This is a genomic window from Sphingomonas sp. SP3 (assembly GCF_058514305.1).
In genome coordinates, this window is record NZ_JBZSOE010000001.1 from 2060854 (window position 1) to 2079165 (window position 18312).

The 18312-nt window shown below is 63.8% G+C and carries 19 protein-coding genes; 13 read left to right on the top strand and 6 right to left on the bottom strand.

Going from position 1 to position 18312, the window contains the following annotated elements:
- The 8 genes from AC4K8G_RS10725 (at nucleotide 1) to tatC (ending at nucleotide 5284) form a co-directional block, all read left to right on the top strand.
- The gene (locus AC4K8G_RS10725) at nucleotides 1-735 is read left to right on the top strand and encodes an SPOR domain-containing protein (RefSeq protein ID WP_491734142.1); all 735 of its coding nucleotides are present in this window, start codon (nucleotides 1-3) and stop codon (nucleotides 733-735) included.
- Nucleotides 732-1400, top strand: coding sequence for an SPOR domain-containing protein (locus AC4K8G_RS10730; RefSeq protein WP_491734143.1), 669 nt, complete (start codon nucleotides 732-734; stop codon nucleotides 1398-1400). The genes AC4K8G_RS10725 and AC4K8G_RS10730 overlap by 4 nt, the downstream gene beginning before the upstream one ends.
- Complete coding sequence (locus tag AC4K8G_RS10735; protein WP_491734144.1) at nucleotides 1400-2407, top strand: glycoside hydrolase family 3 N-terminal domain-containing protein; 1008 nt, start codon at nucleotides 1400-1402, stop codon at nucleotides 2405-2407. The genes AC4K8G_RS10730 and AC4K8G_RS10735 overlap by 1 nt, the downstream gene beginning before the upstream one ends.
- Nucleotides 2408-2470: 63 nt before the next feature.
- Nucleotides 2471-3229: a segregation and condensation protein A gene (locus tag AC4K8G_RS10740; RefSeq protein WP_491734145.1), complete on the top strand. Its 759-nt coding sequence runs from the start codon at nucleotides 2471-2473 to the stop codon at nucleotides 3227-3229.
- A complete protein-coding gene (scpB, locus tag AC4K8G_RS10745) occupies nucleotides 3229-3795 on the top strand; it encodes an SMC-Scp complex subunit ScpB (protein ID WP_491734146.1) in 567 nt (188 codons plus the stop codon). The genes AC4K8G_RS10740 and scpB overlap by 1 nt, the downstream gene beginning before the upstream one ends.
- A 26-nt stretch (nucleotides 3796-3821) precedes the next feature.
- Nucleotides 3822-4097, top strand: coding sequence for a twin-arginine translocase TatA/TatE family subunit (locus AC4K8G_RS10750; protein WP_491734147.1), 276 nt, complete (start codon nucleotides 3822-3824; stop codon nucleotides 4095-4097).
- A gap of 15 nt (nucleotides 4098-4112) precedes the next feature.
- Nucleotides 4113-4448, top strand: a complete 336-nt coding sequence (gene tatB, locus AC4K8G_RS10755) for a Sec-independent protein translocase protein TatB (RefSeq protein WP_491734148.1) — start codon at nucleotides 4113-4115, stop codon at nucleotides 4446-4448.
- Entirely contained in the window at nucleotides 4445-5284 is an 840-nt protein-coding gene (gene tatC / locus AC4K8G_RS10760) for a twin-arginine translocase subunit TatC (RefSeq protein ID WP_491734149.1), read from the top strand. The genes tatB and tatC overlap by 4 nt, the downstream gene beginning before the upstream one ends.
- Before the next feature lie 123 nt (nucleotides 5285-5407).
- Here the strand turns inward: tatC and AC4K8G_RS10765 are convergent, their stop codons facing one another.
- Both AC4K8G_RS10765 and AC4K8G_RS10770 read right to left on the bottom strand, forming a co-directional pair.
- Entirely contained in the window at nucleotides 5408-6940 is a 1533-nt protein-coding gene (locus AC4K8G_RS10765) for a sensor histidine kinase (RefSeq protein WP_491734150.1), read from the bottom strand.
- A gap of 27 nt (nucleotides 6941-6967) precedes the next feature.
- Nucleotides 6968-7153, bottom strand: a complete 186-nt coding sequence (locus tag AC4K8G_RS10770) for a NepR family anti-sigma factor (protein WP_491734151.1) — start codon at nucleotides 7151-7153, stop codon at nucleotides 6968-6970.
- Nucleotides 7154-7459: 306 nt separating this feature from the next.
- Between AC4K8G_RS10770 and AC4K8G_RS10775 the strand changes: the two genes are divergently transcribed.
- From AC4K8G_RS10775 to AC4K8G_RS10790, 4 genes are all read left to right on the top strand, one after another.
- Complete coding sequence (locus AC4K8G_RS10775) at nucleotides 7460-8260, top strand: response regulator (protein ID WP_491734152.1); 801 nt, start codon at nucleotides 7460-7462, stop codon at nucleotides 8258-8260.
- Nucleotides 8261-8598: 338 nt separating this feature from the next.
- The gene (locus AC4K8G_RS10780) at nucleotides 8599-9243 is read left to right on the top strand and encodes a sigma-70 family RNA polymerase sigma factor (protein WP_491734153.1); all 645 of its coding nucleotides are present in this window, start codon (nucleotides 8599-8601) and stop codon (nucleotides 9241-9243) included.
- A gap of 261 nt (nucleotides 9244-9504) precedes the next feature.
- On the top strand, nucleotides 9505-12192 hold the full coding sequence (locus AC4K8G_RS10785) for a bifunctional [glutamine synthetase] adenylyltransferase/[glutamine synthetase]-adenylyl-L-tyrosine phosphorylase (protein ID WP_491734154.1): 2688 nt from the start codon (nucleotides 9505-9507) through the stop codon (nucleotides 12190-12192).
- A complete protein-coding gene (locus tag AC4K8G_RS10790; protein WP_491734155.1) occupies nucleotides 12193-12660 on the top strand; it encodes a peroxiredoxin in 468 nt (155 codons plus the stop codon). It abuts the gene before it with no gap.
- Here AC4K8G_RS10790 and AC4K8G_RS10795 read toward each other — a convergent pair.
- Together AC4K8G_RS10795 and AC4K8G_RS10800 are read right to left on the bottom strand one after the other, a co-directional pair.
- Nucleotides 12608-14107, bottom strand: a complete 1500-nt coding sequence (locus tag AC4K8G_RS10795) for a M20/M25/M40 family metallo-hydrolase (RefSeq protein ID WP_491734156.1) — start codon at nucleotides 14105-14107, stop codon at nucleotides 12608-12610. The genes AC4K8G_RS10790 and AC4K8G_RS10795 overlap by 53 nt on opposite strands.
- Before the next feature lie 11 nt (nucleotides 14108-14118).
- Nucleotides 14119-15561 (bottom strand): M20/M25/M40 family metallo-hydrolase, encoded by a 1443-nt coding sequence (locus tag AC4K8G_RS10800; protein WP_491734157.1) that lies wholly within the window; start codon nucleotides 15559-15561, stop codon nucleotides 14119-14121.
- A gap of 126 nt (nucleotides 15562-15687) precedes the next feature.
- On the opposite strand from AC4K8G_RS10800, the gene AC4K8G_RS10805 reads away from it, so the two are divergent.
- Nucleotides 15688-16236 (top strand): phosphatase PAP2 family protein, encoded by a 549-nt coding sequence (locus AC4K8G_RS10805; protein WP_491734158.1) that lies wholly within the window; start codon nucleotides 15688-15690, stop codon nucleotides 16234-16236.
- On the opposite strand, the gene zapE is transcribed toward AC4K8G_RS10805, so the two are convergent.
- Both zapE and AC4K8G_RS10815 read right to left on the bottom strand, forming a co-directional pair.
- Entirely contained in the window at nucleotides 16233-17339 is a 1107-nt protein-coding gene (gene zapE, locus AC4K8G_RS10810; RefSeq protein WP_491734159.1) for a cell division protein ZapE, read from the bottom strand. The genes AC4K8G_RS10805 and zapE overlap by 4 nt on opposite strands.
- Entirely contained in the window at nucleotides 17336-17830 is a 495-nt protein-coding gene (locus tag AC4K8G_RS10815) for a PaaI family thioesterase (protein WP_491734160.1), read from the bottom strand. The genes zapE and AC4K8G_RS10815 overlap by 4 nt, the downstream gene beginning before the upstream one ends.
- Between the last annotated feature and the right edge of the window lie 482 nt (nucleotides 17831-18312).

Genomic DNA, 18312 nt, shown 5'->3' on the forward strand with positions numbered 1-18312 from the left:
ATGACCGACGCGCGGACGGCATCCGGGTTCGACCGCTTGCCGTGGCTCGCGGACGAACCAGCGCCGCCGGCGAAGGGCCGGTCGCTCAGGCTTTTGCTGCTGATCACCACCGGCGCCCTAGTCATTGCCGGAGCGTCTTACTGGATGGGCCGGACGACCGGGACGCAGTCGCTCGCGACGCCCAAGGCCTCGCGTCCTTCGACCACCCTTCCACTCCCCGAAGCGCGGCCTGCCGAGCCGCAAGTGCCGTTAGAGCGCGTTCCCGAGGTTCAGCCGGAAGCAGTCCCGACCATCACACCTGAACCGCAACGAGAAGTGTCGATTCCGCGACTACCTGCTCGGCCCATTGCCAAAGTCGCTCCGGCCAAAAAGGCATCGAAGACAACCGCGCCAAAACCCCCGCCGGCAGCGAGGGTCCAACCCGCGCCATTGGCGCTTTGGCCGTCAGCGCGATCAGCGGGTGCGGCAGGGCGGCTGATTCAGGTTGGCGCATTTGGCACCCGCTATCAGGCCAAGCGCGGCTGGTGGGCGATGGTGCGGGCTTATCCGGCGCTCAAGGGCCTGCCGACAGTCGTGGCCGACGCGCGCAATTCGCGAGGGAAGCGGTTCTACCGGCTCCAAATCGGGACAACCTCGCAAGCCCACTCGGAAGTTCTGTGCCAGCGCATGGAAAAGATCAGCTATAGTTGCGCCGTAGTTGGCCTGCCGTGGAAGCCGAAAGGCGTTGAACGATGAGCGATACGCGCCCCTCTTATGACGACCAGCTGCCGTGGCTGCAGGCAGTCGACGACGAGGACGAGCCGCGCGGCGTTTCGGCGCGCAAGATGTTCGCGGCTCTGGCCGTCCTCGTGCTCGCGGTGGTGATCGTCGCGGCAACATTTTTCTGGCTGGGAATGCGCGACAACACGGTCAACGGACCGCCCGAGCTGATCCGCGCCCAGCCCGGCCCTTACAAGGTCAAGCCGACCAACCCTGGCGGTCTCGACGTTGCCGGCGAGAGTGAGACCGCGTTCGAGACCAGCGCTGGCGAGGACAAGGATTCCCAGCTCGACCTGAGCAAAGTGCCCGAAACCCCCGTCGCCAAGCCAGTTCCCCAACCGGTCCAACATCTGCCGACCAACGAAACCAAGACGAAGGTGGCTCCCGAGCCCGCGCCGAAGCCCGCGGAGGGCGGGTCGGGTAGCGTGATCCAGCTTGGCGCTTTTGCCAATCAGGCGCAGGCCGAACGCGCATGGACCGCCTTGTCTGCGCGGTTCCCGTCCGTCGGGGCGATGAACAAGCTGATCGTGCCGTTCCAGGGGGGCATCCGGCTCCGGGCAAGCGCGGCGTCAGCGGCCGATGCCAAAGCGGCGTGCCAAACGCTGAAAGCTGCCGGCGAAAACTGTTTCGTGGCCCAGTAGTGCAAGCCGCTATCTACGCCCCAGCGGGGTTCGAGCTAACCGATGACGAGCGAGCGTTCTTTCGCGACGCGGACCCGACCGGCTACATATTGTTCAAGCGCAATTGCGATACGCAGGACCAGCTCCTGCGCCTCACCGACTCGCTGCGTGCGTTGAGCGGCCGCGACGATCTGCCGATCCTGGTCGACCAGGAAGGCGGCCGCGTGGCGCGGATGAAGCCGCCGGCCTGGCCGGCATTCCCGGCCGCCGACGCCTTCGCCAAGCTCTATCTCGCCGCGCCATCGTCGGCGATCGAGGCGGCGCGCAGCAATGCGCGCGCGATCGGCCTGATGGTCCGGTCGGCTGGCCTGAACGTCGACGCCTTGCCGCTGCTGGACGTCCGCCAGGAGGGTGCGAGCGACATCATCGGCGATCGGGCGCTGGGATCAAATCCGATGCAGGTCGCGGCGCTCGGCCGCGCGGTGCTCGACGGCCTGGCGTCGGCCGGCGTGGTCGGGATCGTCAAGCACATGCCGGGGCACGGTAGGGCCTTGGTCGACAGCCATAAGGAATTGCCGATCGTCAACGCTAGCGCCGAGGATCTGGAGATCGACCTCGAGCCGTTCGAGCGACTGGCCTCGGCGCCGATGGGGATGACCGCGCATGTTGTCTACGAAGTGTGGGATCCTGACCTTCCGGCGAGCATGTCGCCAACGGTCATCGGCGACATCATTCGCGGACGGATCGGTTTCGACGGCTTTTTGATGAGCGACGATATCGGGATGGAGGCGCTGCAGGGCGACTTCGGGTCGCGCGGCGCGGGGGTGGTTGCCGCAGGCAATGATGCCGCGCTTCACTGCTCGGGCAATATGGAGGAGATGGTCGCGGTCGCGGCCGCCGTTCCGGCGCTGAGCGCGGAGGGCGAAGCCCGCTTGTCGCGGGCCATGGCGCTGACCCGCCTCGAGCTTGAAGGCATGGAATTCGCGGACGCGATCGCGAAGCGCGACACGCTGTTGGCCCAAGCCTAGTTATCCACGACATTTCGTGGTTCGGACTTCGCATAGCCACCACTAATTGTTATTCTGCGGTCCGTGGATGATGAGGATTTCGAGGAACGGCCGGTCCGCCAATCGGATGAGCTGACCTTGGCGCTGGACGGGTGGGAAGGCCCGCTCGATCTGCTGCTGAATCTCGCACGCTCGCAGAAGGTCGATCTCACCCAAATCTCGATTCTTCAGCTGGTCGAGCAGTATCTGGCCTATCTCGCCGAAGCGCGCGCGTTAAAGCTTGAGATTGCCGCCGATTATCTCGTGATGGCCGCATGGCTCGCCTACCTCAAATCCTGCCTCCTGCTGCCCAAGGACCCCGAGCAGGACCCGAGCCCGGAAGAGATCGCCCTCCGGTTGCAGCAGCGGCTCCTGCGGCTGGACGCGATGCGCGAAGCCGGTGCCCGGCTTTTGGGACGCGACCGCGTCGGACGCGACGTGTTCCTTCGTGGCGCTCCCGAAGGTTTGCGGCTGGTGCGCAAGGCCAGGTGGCAAGTCCGCGACTTCGACCTGTTCGCCGCTTACGGCGCGGTTCGCGCGAGAACCCAGCCGGCGATGCACGTTGTCCATGCCCGCTCGGTGATGACCCTCGATGAAGCCATCGACCGCGTCAGCCGCATGATCGGCGCGGCCCTCGATTGGACATTGCTGGAAAGCTTCCTGCCCGAGACTGAGGATTTGCAGCTCCGCCGCTCGGCGCTTGCCTCCAGTTTTCTCGCCATGCTCGAACTGGCGCGGCGCGGGCGCCTCGATTTTCTTCAGGACGAAGCTTTTGCCCCGATCAGCCTCAAGAGGGCGGCCTGATGGAGGACCTTACCCGCGCCGTCGAAGCCACCCTGTTCGCGTCGGCGGAAGCGCTCACGCTTGAAGAAATTGCCGAACATGTCGGCGAGGGTGACATCAATGCGGCGCTGACCGAACTCGGCGCTCATTACGAAGGTCGTGGGATCGAACTGGTCGAGCGTGGCGGGCGCTGGCATTTCCAGACCGCTCCCGACCTCGCGCATTTGCTCCGTCGCACGCGTGAGGAGCCCCGGCGGTTGTCGCGGGCAGCGACCGAGACGCTCGCGATCATCGCCTATCACGAGCCCGTCTCAAGGGCGGAGATCGAAGCAATCCGCGGTGTCCAAATCTCGAAGGGTACGCTCGACGTGCTGATGGATGCCGGTTGGGTGCGGCCGGCCGGGCGCAGGGAGGGCCCCGGCCGGCCGTTGCTTTATGCAACGACGCAGGACTTCCTCACCCATTTCTCGCTTGGCTCACGACGCGACCTGCCCGGCATCGACGATTTGAAGGCCGCGGGACTTTTAGACCCACTCGACGAGTCGATGTTCCAGCTTCAACTGGAAACGGAAGAAGAGGCGGACTAGAAGCACCGCCCAAAGGAGTTTTCGCGATGGGCGGTTTCAGCATTTGGCATATTCTCATCCTGGCGGTCCTCGTGCTGCTGCTGTTCGGCGGTAATCGCTTCAGCAACATGATGGGCGACCTCGCCAAGGGCATGAAGCAATTCAAGCAAGGCATGGCGGACGAGGACGAAGACAAGCGCCGCCGCTACGACGAGCAGCGCCCGCGCCAGCTTCCGCGCGACCAGGAGCCGATCGACGTCACGCCGCGTTCGTCAGAACCTGCCGCGCCGCCGCCGCCGCCGCGAGACGACGAAACCCGCTAAGAAATCCGTTTCGCCATGTTCGGCGTCGACTCCTCCGAGCTCGCAGTCGTCGCGATCCTCGCGCTGATATTCATCGGCCCCAAAGACCTGCCCAGGGTCCTGCGCACGGTCGGCTATTGGGTCGGCCGGGTGCGCGGCATGGCGCGCCATTTCACGTCCGGCATCGAAAATATGGTGCGCGAGGCCGAGCTTGAGGAGATGGAAAAAAAGTGGCGCGAGGAGAATGAGCGCATCATGCAGGTTCACCCGCCCGATGCGCATTATCCCGAGCCGGGTCAGCCCGACGAGATGCCGCCGGTAGCGGAACCGGAGCCGGACGAGCTTCCCATTGAGAAGCGGCCGCTGCCGTGAAGGATATCGACGAGACCAAGCAGCCGCTGCTCGAACATCTGATCGAACTTCGCCGGCGCTTATTGTGGTCGCTGGCGACCTTGGTGGTCTGCTTCTTCGTCTGCTTCCACTTTGCGACCAACATCTTTGCAGTGCTCGTCCAGCCATTGCTCAAGGCCGGGCAGGGCAAGTTAATCTACACAGACGTGTTCGAGGCTTTCTTCACGCAGGTGAAAGTGTCGCTGTTCGCAGCGCTGATGCTGAGCTTTCCAATGATCGCGACGCAGCTGTGGCGGTTCGTCGCGCCCGGAATGTACGTGAAGGAGAAGAAGGCGTTCCTGCCGTTCCTCCTGATGACGCCGCTGTTCTTCGGCGCCGGTGCATGTTTTGCTTATTTCGTCGCGATGCCGTGGGCACTCCATTTCCTGCTCAGCTACCAAGGCAATGTCGGCGGTGTGCAGCAGGAGGCGCTGCCGGGCGTCGGCAATTACCTGAACTTCGTCACCCGCTTCCTGTTCGGGTTCGGAGCGGCTTTCCTGCTTCCGATCCTGCTGATGATCCTCGAGCGGGCGGGGATCGTCACGCGCGAACAGCTGGCCAAGTCGCGCCGCTATGCCATTGTCGGCGCCGCCGCGGTCGCTGCGGTGCTCACGCCGCCCGACGTCGTTTCGATGCTGCTGCTGCTGGTGCCCCTGTATGGGCTTTATGAATTCGCGATCCTCGCGATCCGGATCACGCACTGGCGCGCAGCGCGCAAAGCCGCTCGTTCAACCACTTCGGATTCTGGAGCCCAGACGCAAGAGGGCCCGGAAGCGCCACCGGGGGGGGGGAGGGTTGGCGGTTCCGGGCCCATTTAAGCGGATAGCGAGAGCGGGGGGGCAAAAGGTCACTATCCGAAGAGCACAACGCCCCTTGTTCGAGATCAGTTCCGAGGGTTTTGAACTTTTTTCGATGGCGGCGTAACGACTTGTGCTGCCGTCTCAAACAGGCGGAAATACTGGCAAATCAACGCTGTAGCGTCCAAGTTTGCGGTCTAGGGTGGAGCGCAGTTGCTTGGCCAGGCCGCCGACGATGCGTTCGAACTGAACTTTTTCGACTTTTTCTTCTTCGTCGGGGTTCAGAACTCGGCTGCTGAGCGTCAGCCGCGCGGTCAGCTCGCTGGTCCGCCGCAACGATAGCTCGACGGGGTCCTTCGGTGCATTGAGCATCGCGAACTCGACGATCTCGGTGATCAGGAAAGCAACCGCCACGGCGGCATCCTGGGTCGTGTAAACCGTCTCGATGTCGAGATCGATCGTGACCCCGCGCGCCTCTTCCGGGGCGCCCGCGCGAAGCTCGGCCGCTAGCTCCGAAATGAGCGGCCGGAGCGAGATCCCACGGTTTTCTTCCATCTCCGCGAAATGGTTGCGATGGACGATGGACAAGGCGCCGACGCGGCGGCTGATCCCGGCGTAAGCCGAACGCGCCTCCACCGTTTCCGCCGTCCGGCCGTGGATGTTGAGCAGCGAGGCGACCACCTGGAGGTTGTTCTTCACGCGATGGTGGACTTCGCGGACCAGGCGCCGCTGGCCCTCAAGCGCGCCGGTCATCTCGCGTTCCGACTGGTCGACCCGGGTCACGGCCCGGGCAAAGGCGTCTCGAAGCTCCTGGATTTCTGTCGCCGGACCAAGCTTTCGCGGCAAATCCAATTCGGCTTGTCCCGGTTTATATTCGCGAACCGAGCGCTCTAGCCGCCGGAGAGGCCGGACCAGCAGGCGGCTCACCAGGAGCCAGGTGATGAGTGCGGCAAGGATCCACATCAGAACCGGGAGCAGCAGCATCAAGCGGTCGAGGGTGGTGATGCGGCGCGGGACCGAACCGACGCGCGCGGTCAGCTTCCCGTTGCTGACCGGCCACTCGCTGAAGCTCAACTGATCGTTGGATCCGCTCGGCCGTCCGATCACCAGCAGCTGGCCATGCGCGTCGGACAGCACCAAGGTCTCGATCGACCCGCCGGAGTCTGTTGCCGCGGTCCGCAGCTCCGGGGTGGAAACGATCGCGGTCGCCATTCCGCCGATGACTCCGGTACGGATCGCTACGCCGTTCATGTCCGGCGAGATGCTGACCCCGATGTCGCCCGGCGCGATTCGCGATAGGCCGCCTGTGTCGCCGACGTCTCCAACCGCGCAGAGCGGCGTGCCGTCGAGCGCCTCGAGCTCGAATCGCTGGGCGACGGCGGGCGCAATCGACAAGGATCGCTGCATTCGCTCGCATGCGCCCGATGCACCCGTCGCCAGCGCACCGTTGGCGGCGATGCGCAGCGCCAATGCATTGCGCGCGATCAGGCTTTCGGTGGCCTTGGCCGCCGTCCGTGACTGGTCGTGCTGGCGGCCTTCAAGTGCGTTGTTTGCCTGGCGAATCCCACCTTCACCGATGAGTGTGAGGCCGATCCCTATCGGAAGCAGAACTGCGGACAGGATGAGTAAGAGCTTCGCGGCCGTCGGTAGCCGCCCGAACCGCTCTCCGAGCGTCATTCGATATTCTCTGGAATGCGCCGCTCGCTAGCCGAGCTTGCCGATGAGCTTGAGGAAATCGTCGGGTACCGCCTCGCGAAGCGTGTCGTCATAGACTGAGCGAAGGGCACGACCAAGGTCGCCCTTGCGAGCGTTACGGTCTGGAGTCGCGGGCTTCTTAGAGCGCCTGGAATGCCCAGATCCCTCCGTCTCGCTTCGCTTCTTAACACTCAACTCCTAGTCCCCCCTCGGCGCGGGTTCTTTGGCGCGCGTCATACAATTCTCAATAACCGGCGCAACGGGTTCGAACCATTGCTCCCACTTTCATACAATTCGACCAGGAACCGCATGGCGAAAGGGTTCACCTTGCAGAAGCCCGGCCAGTCACGGAAACCAAATGGCCAGTGCTTTGTTCCAGAGGGGCTTCACATCTTGGGGGCGGTGAAAGCTAGGTAAGCGCACGGTCCTTCCAGGGTTGCAACAATTCCGACGCGCCGCCAAAGACGGCGCAAATTTGTTTTCCAGGGAGAAACCCCACTTATGTCCCTTGGCCAGGAACTCGCTCCGCACCTGCCATTTCTTCGCCGTTATGCCCGCGCGCTGACCGGCAGCCAGTCGCACGGCGACGCCTTTGTCCGCGCGACCCTCGAGGCGATCGTCGCCAAGCCCGACGAATTTCCGCGGGACGTCGATCCGCGGCTAGGGCTTTACAGGACGTTCCACGCGATTTGGTCGACCGCCAACATCGAGGAGGGTGAGGAGCCCGTGCAAAGCGCGACGGGCGCCGAGACGATTGCGCAGGCTCGTCTTTCGCGAATCACCCCCCTGTCGCGCCAGGCACTGCTCCTGACGTCGCTCGAGGGATTTTCTTCGGAAGACACGGGCTATTTGATCAGCGCCTCCGCCGCGGATGTCGATTCGCTGGTTGCCGAAGCGCTCGAGGAAATTGAGCGCCAAACCCTCGCCGACGTCCTGATCATCGAAGATGAGCCGATCATCGCGATGGATATCGAGACGATCGTCCGCGACCTTGGCCATAATGTTACTGGCGTCGCCGTCACTCGCGACGAGGCGGTTGCGCAGGCGCGCCAGAGCCCGCCGGGCCTTGTCCTCGCCGACATCCAGCTTGCCGACGATTCGAGCGGTATCGATGCCGTGAAGGACATCCTCGCCGAGTTCTCGGTTCCTGTGATTTTCATCACGGCGTTCCCGGAGCGGCTGTTAACCGGAACGCGGCCGGAGCCGACGTTCCTGATTACCAAACCGTTCCAGCGGTCGACGGTGAAGGCTGCGATCGCGCAGGCTCTCTTCTTCGACGCCGCGACGGTCCCCGCCGCCTGAATTCGGAAAGTTTCGGGTTCCAGCCGTTACGCACGGAACACGATTCCATCCCAGCGCGTTGGCCGGTGGAACTGTGATTTTGTGATGAGAACTAATGGCTGACCCGCGACACTCCGAACCTTCGGTGCATGAAACCACGACGGAGGCGCGTGCCGGCTCAACTCCGGGCGTTGCTCGGTACGTGCTCGTGGTCGGAACCTTGCTCGTGGTGATACTTTTTGCCGTGATCGTCTTGGTTGGCCGGGCCTGAGCACCTAGCTTCTGTCACAATCGCCGTTCATCATTTCGACAACCGCGCGCGGCCAAAGCCGCGGGCGTAAGCAGGGTGGGGTTTGAGCTTGGCTGAAGATCGTGATCAGGACCAACCAGCGGCCGTTTCGGCTGATTGGGTTCCGCTGTCCGATCCCGAATTCAAGGATCAACTGGCGGCCGTCATCCCGCACCTGCGCGCATTCGGACGTTCACTATCGGGAAGCCGCGATCTAGCTGACGACCTCGTCCAGGAAACGCTGCTGAAGGCATGGGCCGCGCGCAAGCGGTTCCAGGCGGGCACGAACATGCGCGCCTGGACCTTTATAATCCTTCGCAACTTGTTCCTGAGCCAGATGCGCCGGGCGCGCTTCAAGGGGGAGTGGGACGACATTACCGCGTCCAAGATCCTTGCGGCGCCGGCAAGCCAAGACCGTCACATCGAGCTTGGCGACATGCAGCGCGCGCTCATGCACCTGCCTCAGCCCCAGCGCGAGGCGCTCATCCTGGTTGGCGCAGGCGGCTTTGCATACGAAGAAGCGGCCGAGATTTGCGGCTGCGCGGTCGGCACGATCAAAAGTCGGGTGGCGCGCGGGCGCGTTGCGCTCGAGCAACTGCTTTCGAGTGGTAAACTGCCTTCACGTCGGCAGCACAAAACCGATCCGGACAAGTCGGCGCTTCAAACCATCATGGGTGAAGTCGACAGTCTGAGCCGCGACCACGAGCGCGATTAGGCGGGCGTTAGTTCAGCCGCCTCAACAAATCGGCAAAGTCGCGGTCGCACGGCTCCCGCGCCGCCGCCTCGAAGGCTCGGCGGAGGGCAGCCGTGATTCCGGCATGAGCGGGCGGAATGTCCACTCGAATGACCTGACGGTCCGTACTGTGCAATTCCGACGCCGCAACGGGTTCGCGTTCCAGCTTCATTTGCCCTTCTAACGGCCGAGAGGCCGCGGAAGTTTCCAGCTTCATGATTTTGCGGCAATGAGGCGCCGCTGATGGCTCGTCCAGATCCCCAGAATCCTCGCGAAGACGCGCTACGCCGGGCGGTCGATCACTCGCCGTTTCTGCGCGAAGCACTCCAGGCAAACCCGGGAATTGAAGAGGCGTTTCGTGCCAGTGGAGCAGAAGCCGCAGTGGCTGCGGCCCTGTCTTTCCACGCGGAGGATCTCGATGTCGCGCTTCGCAGGCGGCGACACGCGTTGGCACTGGCCGTCGCGCTTGGCGACTTATCGGCCGAGATGTCGCTTGAGCAGGTCACCAAGATCCTGTCGGACTTCGCCGACCGGGCGCTCGATGCAGCGGTCAAGCAGGCCATCGACGAGCGAGTGCCCGGCGCCCATGCCGATGGCTTCGCGGTCATCGCCATGGGCAAGCTCGGGAGTCACGAGCTCAACTATTCTTCGGACGTGGATCTTTTGCTCCTGTTCGATCCGGACGCGCTGCCCAAGCGGGCTCGTGAAGACGCTGGGGAAGCGGCAGTCCGTATCGGCCGGCGCCTGATCGAGACCATGCAGAAGCGGACTGCGGATGGTTACGTGCAGCGGGTCGATTTGCGGCTTCGCCCTTCGCCGGAGGTGACGCCGATAGCGTTGCCTCTCGACGCGGCCATTTCCCATTACGAATCGTCAGCCCTGCCCTGGGAACGCGCTGCCTTCATTCGCGCCCGCGCCGCCGCCGGCGATGTGGCGCTCGGCAAGCGCTTCCTCGAGGCGATCGAGCCATTCGTGTGGCGTCGCTCGCTCGATTTCGGCGTAATCGAGGAGGTGCGACAAATTTCGGCCCGCATTCGTGACCATTTTGCGCAGAATTCGGAGATCGGTCCGGGTTACGACCTGAAGCGCGGTCGCGGCGGCATCCGCGAGGTCGAGTTCTTCGTCCAGATCCAGCAGATGATTCATGGCGGCCGCGACACGTCCGTTCGATCTCCCGCGACGATGGATGCAATTGACGCATTGCTCGCCGCTGACCGGCTAGACGAAAGTACGGCGCACAAGCTCAGCGACAGCTATCGCCTGTTTCGTACCGTCGAGCATCGCGTACAGATGGTCGAGGATGCGCAGACGCATCTGCTGCCGTCCGAACCTGGCGCGCTCGAAAATCTCGCGCAATTGCACGGCCTCGATAGTAGCAATGATCTCCTGGATCTGCTGCGACCCCACGTGGAAAAAGTCGGACTGATCTTTGACGGCCTCGCGCCCGACGAGCGGGGGCAGCTGTCCAATGACCCCGACATTTTGAACCGCGAGCTTGGGCAGCTCGGTTTCGCGGACGCGGAATCAGCGGCGAGGCACGTCGCCGATTGGCGATCCGGCAAGGCGCGATCGCTCCGATCCCCGGCTGCCCAGCAGGCTTTCGAAGCGATGCTCCCTGGCCTGCTGCAGGCCATCGCCTCCGGCGCCGACCCCAACCATGCTCTCAACAGGTTAAGCGACATCGTCGAGCGGCTGTCGAGCGGCGTGAACCTGTTCCGGCTGCTCGAGGCACGCCCCCCGTTGGCGCGGCTGCTGGCCAAGGTGCTCGCCCATGCGCCCGCGCTTGCCGACCAGCTCGCTCGCCGCCCCGAGCTGTTCGAAGGGCTGTTCGACGCATCCAGCTTCGCGATGCCGCCGCCCGCGAAGGAGTTCGCGGCAGTTCTGTGCTCGGCGATAGAGGGCCAACCCTATGACGTCGCCATCGATCGGGTCCGACGCATCGTCAACGAGCGCCGCTTCGCGCTTGGCGTTCAGCTGATCGACCGTCGCCGCGACCCGCTTGAGGTCGCACAAGGCTATTCGCGGGTTGCGGAGGGGACACTCGTCGGCCTGGGCGAAGCCGCAGTCGCCGAATTCGAGGCAGCACATGGTCGTTTCCCCGGCGGCGAACTGGTCGTGCTGGGACTCGGGCGGTTGGGCGGATGCGCCTTGACCCATGCCTCCGACCTCGACCTCATCTACCTGCACAGCGCCGACCCTGAGAATATGTCTGACGGGAAGAAGCCGCTCGGCCCGAACGACTATTTCAACAGGCTGGCGAGCCGCGTGACCGCGGCGCTCAGCGTTCCAACGGCGGCGGGGCCGCTTTACGACGTCGACACGAGATTGAGGCCCGAAGGCTCGACCGGCATGCTCATCGTGTCGCTCGACGCGTTCGAGAAGTACCAGCGTGAGAACGCCTGGACATGGGAGCATATGGCGCTGTGCCGCGCGCGGCCGGTCTTCGGCTCGCCGGAAGTCCGGGAACGCGCGGCCGGCATCATCGATGAGGTGCTGCGGCTGCCGAGGAACGCGAAGCAGGTCGTCGGCGACGCAATCAAGATGCGCGCCGAGATGGCGCGTCACAAGCCACCGCAGAGCAAGCTCGACGTGAAGCTCGGGCCCGGCGGCCTGGTAGATCTCGAGTTTGCCGTGCACGTGCTCCAGCTAACGCGCCATGTCGCGCTCGATCCCCGACTGGATGTGGCGATCGAGGGACTAGCGGAGGAGGGCTTGATTTCGGCAAACATTGCCGATGCACAAAAATTGCTTGCGCGAATGCTGGTGATGATGCGGCTGGTTGCACCAGGCGACGTCAAGCCGACCCCCGAGACATGGCAACTGGTCGCCGAAGCCTGCGGAGCGGCAAGCTGGGACTCCTTGCTTGCCGAGCATGACGCGGCGCGCCAATGCATCGCGGAGCTTTGGGCGACAATCAAAGGTGAGCAATAGATGATCAACGAAGCCGAAAGGGCACCCGCAATCAAGACAACCGCGAGCGACGGCAGCACGATCGACCTCGCTTCACCAGGCCAGCCGCTGGTGCTCTATTTCTATCCGAAGGACGACACGTCCGGCTGCACCAAGGAAGCGCAGGATTTCACCGCGCTTGCCGGCGACTTCAAGAAGGCCGGCGTGAAGGTCGTCGGCCTGTCGCGCGACCCGATGAAGAAGCACGACAAGTTCATCGCCAAATATGACCTCGCCGTGCCACTCGTGTCGGACGAGGACGGCGCGATCTCAGACGCGTTCGGGACCTGGGTCGAAAAGTCGATGTACGGCCGCAAGTATATGGGGATGGAGCGCGCGACCTATCTGATCGGTGCCGACGGACGAGTCCTGAAAGCGTGGCGGAAGGTGAAGGTGCCTAACCACGCTCAGGAGGTGCTGAAGGCTGCACGGGCGCTGACGCAGGCGTAGGAGCACCTGCGGGTCCAGTGAGCTCGCGCAGGAGGGTCTCCCAATAGACCACGTCGTCGTACATCGCGCGGACGGGAATGCGTTCGTCCAGGCCGTGCGCGCGATCGTCGAGCGGGGAAATGCCCCAGCTTCCGTCGACGTCGTAGACAGGCATTCCTTGCGCGCGGAAGAATGAGCCGTCGCTTGCGCCCGCGGCCATCACGGGGAACACGTCAAAATTGGGGTCGACGACGGTGTGTATGGCCTTGGTCACCGCCGAAAGAACTTCAGGCGGGAGCGGGGAGGCGGGCGTCGGCGAGCCCAGATAATTCGGGTCAGGCGTCACCTCGACTTTGGGTCCTGCCATCGCCTGAAGCTCGGCCTGGACGTCCTTCGGCTGCACGTTCGGCATGATACGGCAGTTGACGGTTGCCTGCGCGCTTTGCGGAAGCGCGTTGTCGGCATGGCCGCCCTTCAGCATCGTCGCGACACAGCGCGTCCGCGTGAGACCAACATCAATCGGGCTCGCCTCGACGATATCAGCCGCCGCGCCGTCATTGGGATTGGCCAGCCAGCGCCGGATCGCCTGGCCCAGCTGGCTATTGCCTTCCTGCTTCGCGCGCTGCTCGAAATAGCCGCGGTTGGCCGGGTTCAGCATCGGCGTGAAGCGATGGGTGCGCAGCTTCTCCAGCGCATCCGCCAGGTCATAGATGGCGTTGTCAGGGCGTGGGCGGCTGCTGTGGCCGCCGGGGTTGTGCGTGGTCAGGAAGTAAGTCTGGAAGGTTTTCTCGGCGATCGAGAGTTGGCAGCCGAGCGGGCGGAAATTCTGGTCGTAGCCGCCGCATCCGCCGTCGGCGTTAAGCCCGAACTCCGCGTCCGTCAGATTGCGCCACTTGCTGGCACCTAGGGTCGCGCCGACCCCGCGCGTTTCCTCGTCGCCGCTGTAGAAGAAGATGATGTCGCGGCTGGGCTTGAACCCCTCGCTGATCAGCTTGACCGCCGCCATGGTAGTCGCGACGTCGCCGTTTTTCATGTCGCTGGTGCCGCGTCCAAGGAAGTAGCCGCCTTCTTCGCGGAAAACGAACGGATCGAACTTCCAGTCCTCGCGCTTGGCCTCGACCACGTCCATGTGGCCTAGGATCAGGATCGGTTTCTTGGTGGTTTGCGGCGCGCGCCAGCGAACGATCAGGGCAACTGTATTGTCGCCGGGCAGCGCCTCGTAGGGCATGATGTGGATATCGGATTCCGGAATGCCGGCGGCACGGAACTGCGAGGCGAGAAGCTCCGCAACACGATGGGTTTCACCGCGGTTATGAACGCTCGGGATTTCGATCGCCTGCTTGAACACGTCGCGAGTCTTGGCCTGCCATTCGGGCGAGAGCTTCGTCGGAAGTGTACGCGGGTCGGTGGCGGCGACGGCCGCGCTCGACAGGGCAGCGCTCAGTGCGAGAGCGATAAAATGCTTCATGACTCGAACTCCTATTTGCCGGCGAGGTCGCGCAGCATGATCTCCCAATGGACGACATTATCGTACAGCGATTTGACCGGAAGCCGCTCGTCCTTGCCGTGGGCGCGGTTGTCGATCGGAGTCACGGTCCACCCTCCGTTGACGCCATAGACCGGAACACCGGCGACGCGGAACGGCCGCGCGTCACTCGCGCCGGTCGACATTTCGGGGAACACGGGCGTCCCCGGGTGGAGCGTCTGAACGGCGCGCGTGAAGGCTGCCGTCATGTCGGGCCGCAGGGGCGAGGCGATCGAGGAGACATAATCGTCGTTGCGGGTGACGACGACGGTCGGGTCGCCCACCACCTTCTCCAACTCCGCCTTGATCGCATTGGGATCCACGCCAGGGAATATGCGGCAGTTGATCATCGCCGTCGCAAGTTGCGGCAACGCATTGTCGGCGTGGCCCGCGAACAACCGCGTCGGCACGCAGCGGGTGCGGGTCAGCCCAACCTCGGACTCGCTCGCTTCGATGAGGTCAGCGGCCTCTCCGTCATTCGGATTGGCGAGCCAGCGCCGCATTGCGTCGCCGAGCGGGCCTTTTTCGAGCTTCTGGCGACCATCGAAATAAGCGCGCGTCGTCTCGCTCAACATCGGGGTGAAGCGATAAGCTTCGATCTTATCGAGGGCGTGGGCGAGGCTGTAGATCGCATTGTCCTTGCGCGGCTTGGACGAATGGCCGCCACGGTTGCGAACGGTCAGTGTGTAACCGGCGAAGGTCTTTTCAGCGGTCTGCATCGTGAAACCGGCCGGACTGCCGTCTTCGTTCACCCCGCCACCGCCGCCGTCGGCGTTGAGCCCGAACTCCGGATGGCCGAGCAGGTCGAGCCACTGGGTCGCGCCGTTCCTTGCGCCGATGCCGTTGGTTTCCTCGTCGCCCGTAAACAGCACGACGATGTCCCGCTTCGGCTTCCAGCCGGCCGCCTTGAGGTCGATCATCGCCCGGGTGATGGCGACGATGCCGTCCTTCATGTCGATGGTGCCCCGGCCGTAATAATAGCCGTCCTTCTCGACCATCTTGAACGGATCGGTCGCCGACCAATCCTCTGGCTTCGCCTCGACTACGTCCATGTGGCCCATCAGAAGGATCGGCGGAGCACTTGGCTTGCCAGCCGCGCGCCAGCGGACGATCAGCGCGGCGGTGTCGTCGTCGCCGGTGGTGGCGCTACCGGTGTGGTAGGGCATGACGTGGATGTCAGCCTCGGGGAAGCCCGCCGCCTTGAACTGGTCGGCGACATATTGCGCCATCTCGGGAACGTTGTGACGGCCGATGACTGTCGGAATGTCGATCACATGCTCGAACATCGCATGAGTCGCCTCGCGCTGGGCGGGCGTGAGCGCCGGTGCGGCAGCGCCGGCAGGTGAAGATAGAGCGGCAAAGGCGAGCAAGGACGTGGCGGCCATCAAGCGACGCATGAAATTCTCTCCCCCGGATTTTCAGTTGCGCGAAGCTACGCGTCATTGCCGAAGCGTCAAGACGGGCTCTGGTCAGTCACCAATTTTAATGAAATCCAGGACAGGATTGGCGCTATGTCGGATGCAATGCGCATCACCGAGTCTGTCGGGTTGGCGCTACTTGCGGGAACTTCGCTCGCGACCGCTCAACCAGCGAAGGCAAGTGCCGCCGACTGGGATACCGCCAGCACCGTCGGGCGAGACGCGCTCGTCGCTGCTGCCGTCGGCGCGCCATTGGTGGAAGGCGACGGGACGGGGCTCAAGCAAGCCGCATTCTCCCTGGGCGCGGCGCAGCTTGTCACATCCGGACTGAAGGGTGTCATCCATGAGGAGCGCCCCGACGGCAGCAACGACAATAGCTTTCCATCGGGGCATACCTCGATCAGCTTTGCGGCGGCCGCCACGCTTGAGAAGCGCTACGGTTGGCAGGTCGGAATCCCCGCTCACGTCGTCGCCGCTTTCGTCGGGTTAGCCCGCGTCGAGGCGCGCAAGCACTACGTGCATGACGTGGTGGTGGGTGCAGCGATCGGCGAAACGGCCGGCTGGCTAATCACGAGCAAGCGAGACAGCAAAGTCCAATGGTTTCCGTGGGGCGATGCGCACGGCGGCGGTGCCAGTGTTGCGATCCGCTTTTAGGCTATCGCGATGCCGTGGCCCTCCGCCAGATATTCGGCGCTCTTCATTTCCTCGAGACGGCTGACGGTGCGCTGGAACTCGAAGCTGCCATCGCCCTGGGGGTAGAGACCCTCAGGTTCCGCGTCGGCGGCCGCAAGCAGCTTCACCTTATGCTCGTAGAGCGCGTCGATCAGGGTCACGAAGCGCGAGGCTTCGTTGCGCATGTCGCGGGTCATGACCGGAATGCCGACGATGATCACCGTGTGATAGCGCCGCGCGATGGCGAGGTAGTCTGCGGCGCCGCGCGCCTGGCCGCACAGCCGCTTGAACGAAAAAACCGCAACGCCCTTCAGACTCTTTGGCACATGGAGGGTCCGGCCACCGCCGACGTCCAGTTCTTCCGACGGCACCTTGGCGCGATCCTCAACCGGATAATCGGTCAGCTGGAAGAAGGCCTTGCTGAGCGCGGCGGTGGCTTCGGGCCCATTGGGCACGTGCCACACCTCAACGCCTTCGAGGCGATCGAGCCGGTAGTCGGTCGGGCCATCGACAGCGACGACCAGCATCCTTTTCTCGATGAGTTCGATGAAGGGGATGAACAGCTCGCGATTGAGCCCGTCCTTGTACAGATCGCGGGGCGGGCGGTTTGACGTCGTCACGACCTTCACGCCTTCCGCGAGGAGTTTCTCGAACAGGCGCGACAGGATCATCGCGTCAGCCGGGTTGGTGACCTGCATCTCGTCGAAGCAGAGAAGCCTGGCCTCAGCCCCGATTTCTTCCGCGACGGGCTCGATCGGGTCGCCCTCCTGGCGTTCCCGCGCCTTGCGCAGCCGGCCATGCACCTCAAGCATGAACTCGTTGAAGTGGACGCGACGCTTCGGGGTGATGTCGATCTCGGCAAAGGCGAGGTCCATCAGCATCGACTTGCCGCGCCCGACGCCGCCCCACAGGTAAACGCCGGCCGGGCCGTCGGACCTTTTCAGCAGCCGCGACAGGAGTCCGTAGCCGGCGATGCTTGCCGCAAGGCGATCAAGCGCCGTAACCGCCTTGGCCTGCGCTGGATCGGCCTTGAGCTCTCCCGCGCTCAGCAGCTGGTCGTACGCCGGGCGTACGGGACCGGTCATGCCGGCGCGTTGCGTTCGCGAATACGCTTCAGCGTGCCGCTGAAGCTGTAGCAGGGCGCGTCGTTCTGCCTGACGACGCCCTGAAGGAATGCATGCCCGCGAGTCTGCTTGATTAGCTCGACATGGCAATCGAGCGGGCTGCCGGGCCGGCCGCGCGCGAGGAAATGGGTGGTGAGGTCGAGCGTTACGTAATGGCCGCGCTCCATGCCTGCGCACAGCCCACCGGCGAACATCGACATGTCGATGAAGCTCATCACCGATCCGCCATGGAGCGAGCCACCCATGTTCATATGCTCTTCCGTCGGGAAGATGCGGCATATGGCACGGCCAGGTCCGTCCGGCTTGAACAGCAGGCGCCCGGTAGCCGCTGCGAAGGAGCCGCGCGGGAAATCGCCCCAGCTCAGCCAGCCCGGATTATCGGCGTCGGGCGTCGCGCCGGTCGGCACGCCGACGTCTTCCATCAGCTCGGTGGGATCGTCAGTCACGGCCATTCGCGTAATCTTCAGATCGGCGGGGTGCAACTGGATGCACCAGCGCCCGCGTGATAAGTCTGGTGCTCGGTCGTTCGAAGGGAATACCGACTATGCTGTTGGCCGCAGCTGCACTCTTCTGGGTGGGACCACTCGACACATGGTCAATGGGTGGAGGTCGGACGTGGCTCTCCAGGCCAGGCTGCGTAAACCATCCTGAGCAGTGCCGAGACCCGCGGATGTGCGTAACGTTTCCCGGTACATGCGTTCGAACATGGCGTAATCAGGACACCTGCATCGGATTGCCCCAGTTCTGCAAAACCCACGATCTGACAGTACTCGTCAAAAAAGACGATTTGGACCTGATCAAATCTCTAGCTCGTCATCGGGATGTGATTGCAATGCGCACCCTTGCCGCATTGCTTTGGGAGGGTCGGTGGATGGCCAAAGATCGAGAGGCCGCGGTGGGATGGCTCTACGAAGCGGCGATCCGCAATGACGTC

What these genes read in the sequence shown, in the direction of transcription:
- AC4K8G_RS10790 (WP_491734155.1), top strand. Translation starts at nt 12,193, where the DNA reads ATGATCAACGAAGCCGAAAGGGCACCCGCAATCAAGACAACCGCGAGC.
- tatB (WP_491734148.1), top strand. Translation starts at nt 4,113, where the DNA reads ATGTTCGGCGTCGACTCCTCCGAGCTCGCAGTCGTCGCGATCCTCGCG.
- AC4K8G_RS10730 (WP_491734143.1), top strand. Translation starts at nt 732, where the DNA reads ATGAGCGATACGCGCCCCTCTTATGACGACCAGCTGCCGTGGCTGCAG.
- AC4K8G_RS10815 (WP_491734160.1), bottom strand. Translation starts at nt 17,830, where the DNA reads ATGGCCGTGACTGACGATCCCACCGAGCTGATGGAAGACGTCGGCGTG.
- AC4K8G_RS10800 (WP_491734157.1), bottom strand. Translation starts at nt 15,561, where the DNA reads ATGCGTCGCTTGATGGCCGCCACGTCCTTGCTCGCCTTTGCCGCTCTA.
- AC4K8G_RS10805 (WP_491734158.1), top strand. Translation starts at nt 15,688, where the DNA reads ATGCGCATCACCGAGTCTGTCGGGTTGGCGCTACTTGCGGGAACTTCG.
- AC4K8G_RS10750 (WP_491734147.1), top strand. Translation starts at nt 3,822, where the DNA reads ATGGGCGGTTTCAGCATTTGGCATATTCTCATCCTGGCGGTCCTCGTG.
- AC4K8G_RS10765 (WP_491734150.1), bottom strand. Translation starts at nt 6,940, where the DNA reads ATGACGCTCGGAGAGCGGTTCGGGCGGCTACCGACGGCCGCGAAGCTC.
- scpB (WP_491734146.1), top strand. Translation starts at nt 3,229, where the DNA reads ATGGAGGACCTTACCCGCGCCGTCGAAGCCACCCTGTTCGCGTCGGCG.
- AC4K8G_RS10795 (WP_491734156.1), bottom strand. Translation starts at nt 14,107, where the DNA reads ATGAAGCATTTTATCGCTCTCGCACTGAGCGCTGCCCTGTCGAGCGCG.
- AC4K8G_RS10725 (WP_491734142.1), top strand. Translation starts at nt 1, where the DNA reads ATGACCGACGCGCGGACGGCATCCGGGTTCGACCGCTTGCCGTGGCTC.
- zapE (WP_491734159.1), bottom strand. Translation starts at nt 17,339, where the DNA reads ATGACCGGTCCCGTACGCCCGGCGTACGACCAGCTGCTGAGCGCGGGA.
- AC4K8G_RS10775 (WP_491734152.1), top strand. Translation starts at nt 7,460, where the DNA reads ATGTCCCTTGGCCAGGAACTCGCTCCGCACCTGCCATTTCTTCGCCGT.
- AC4K8G_RS10785 (WP_491734154.1), top strand. Translation starts at nt 9,505, where the DNA reads ATGGCTCGTCCAGATCCCCAGAATCCTCGCGAAGACGCGCTACGCCGG.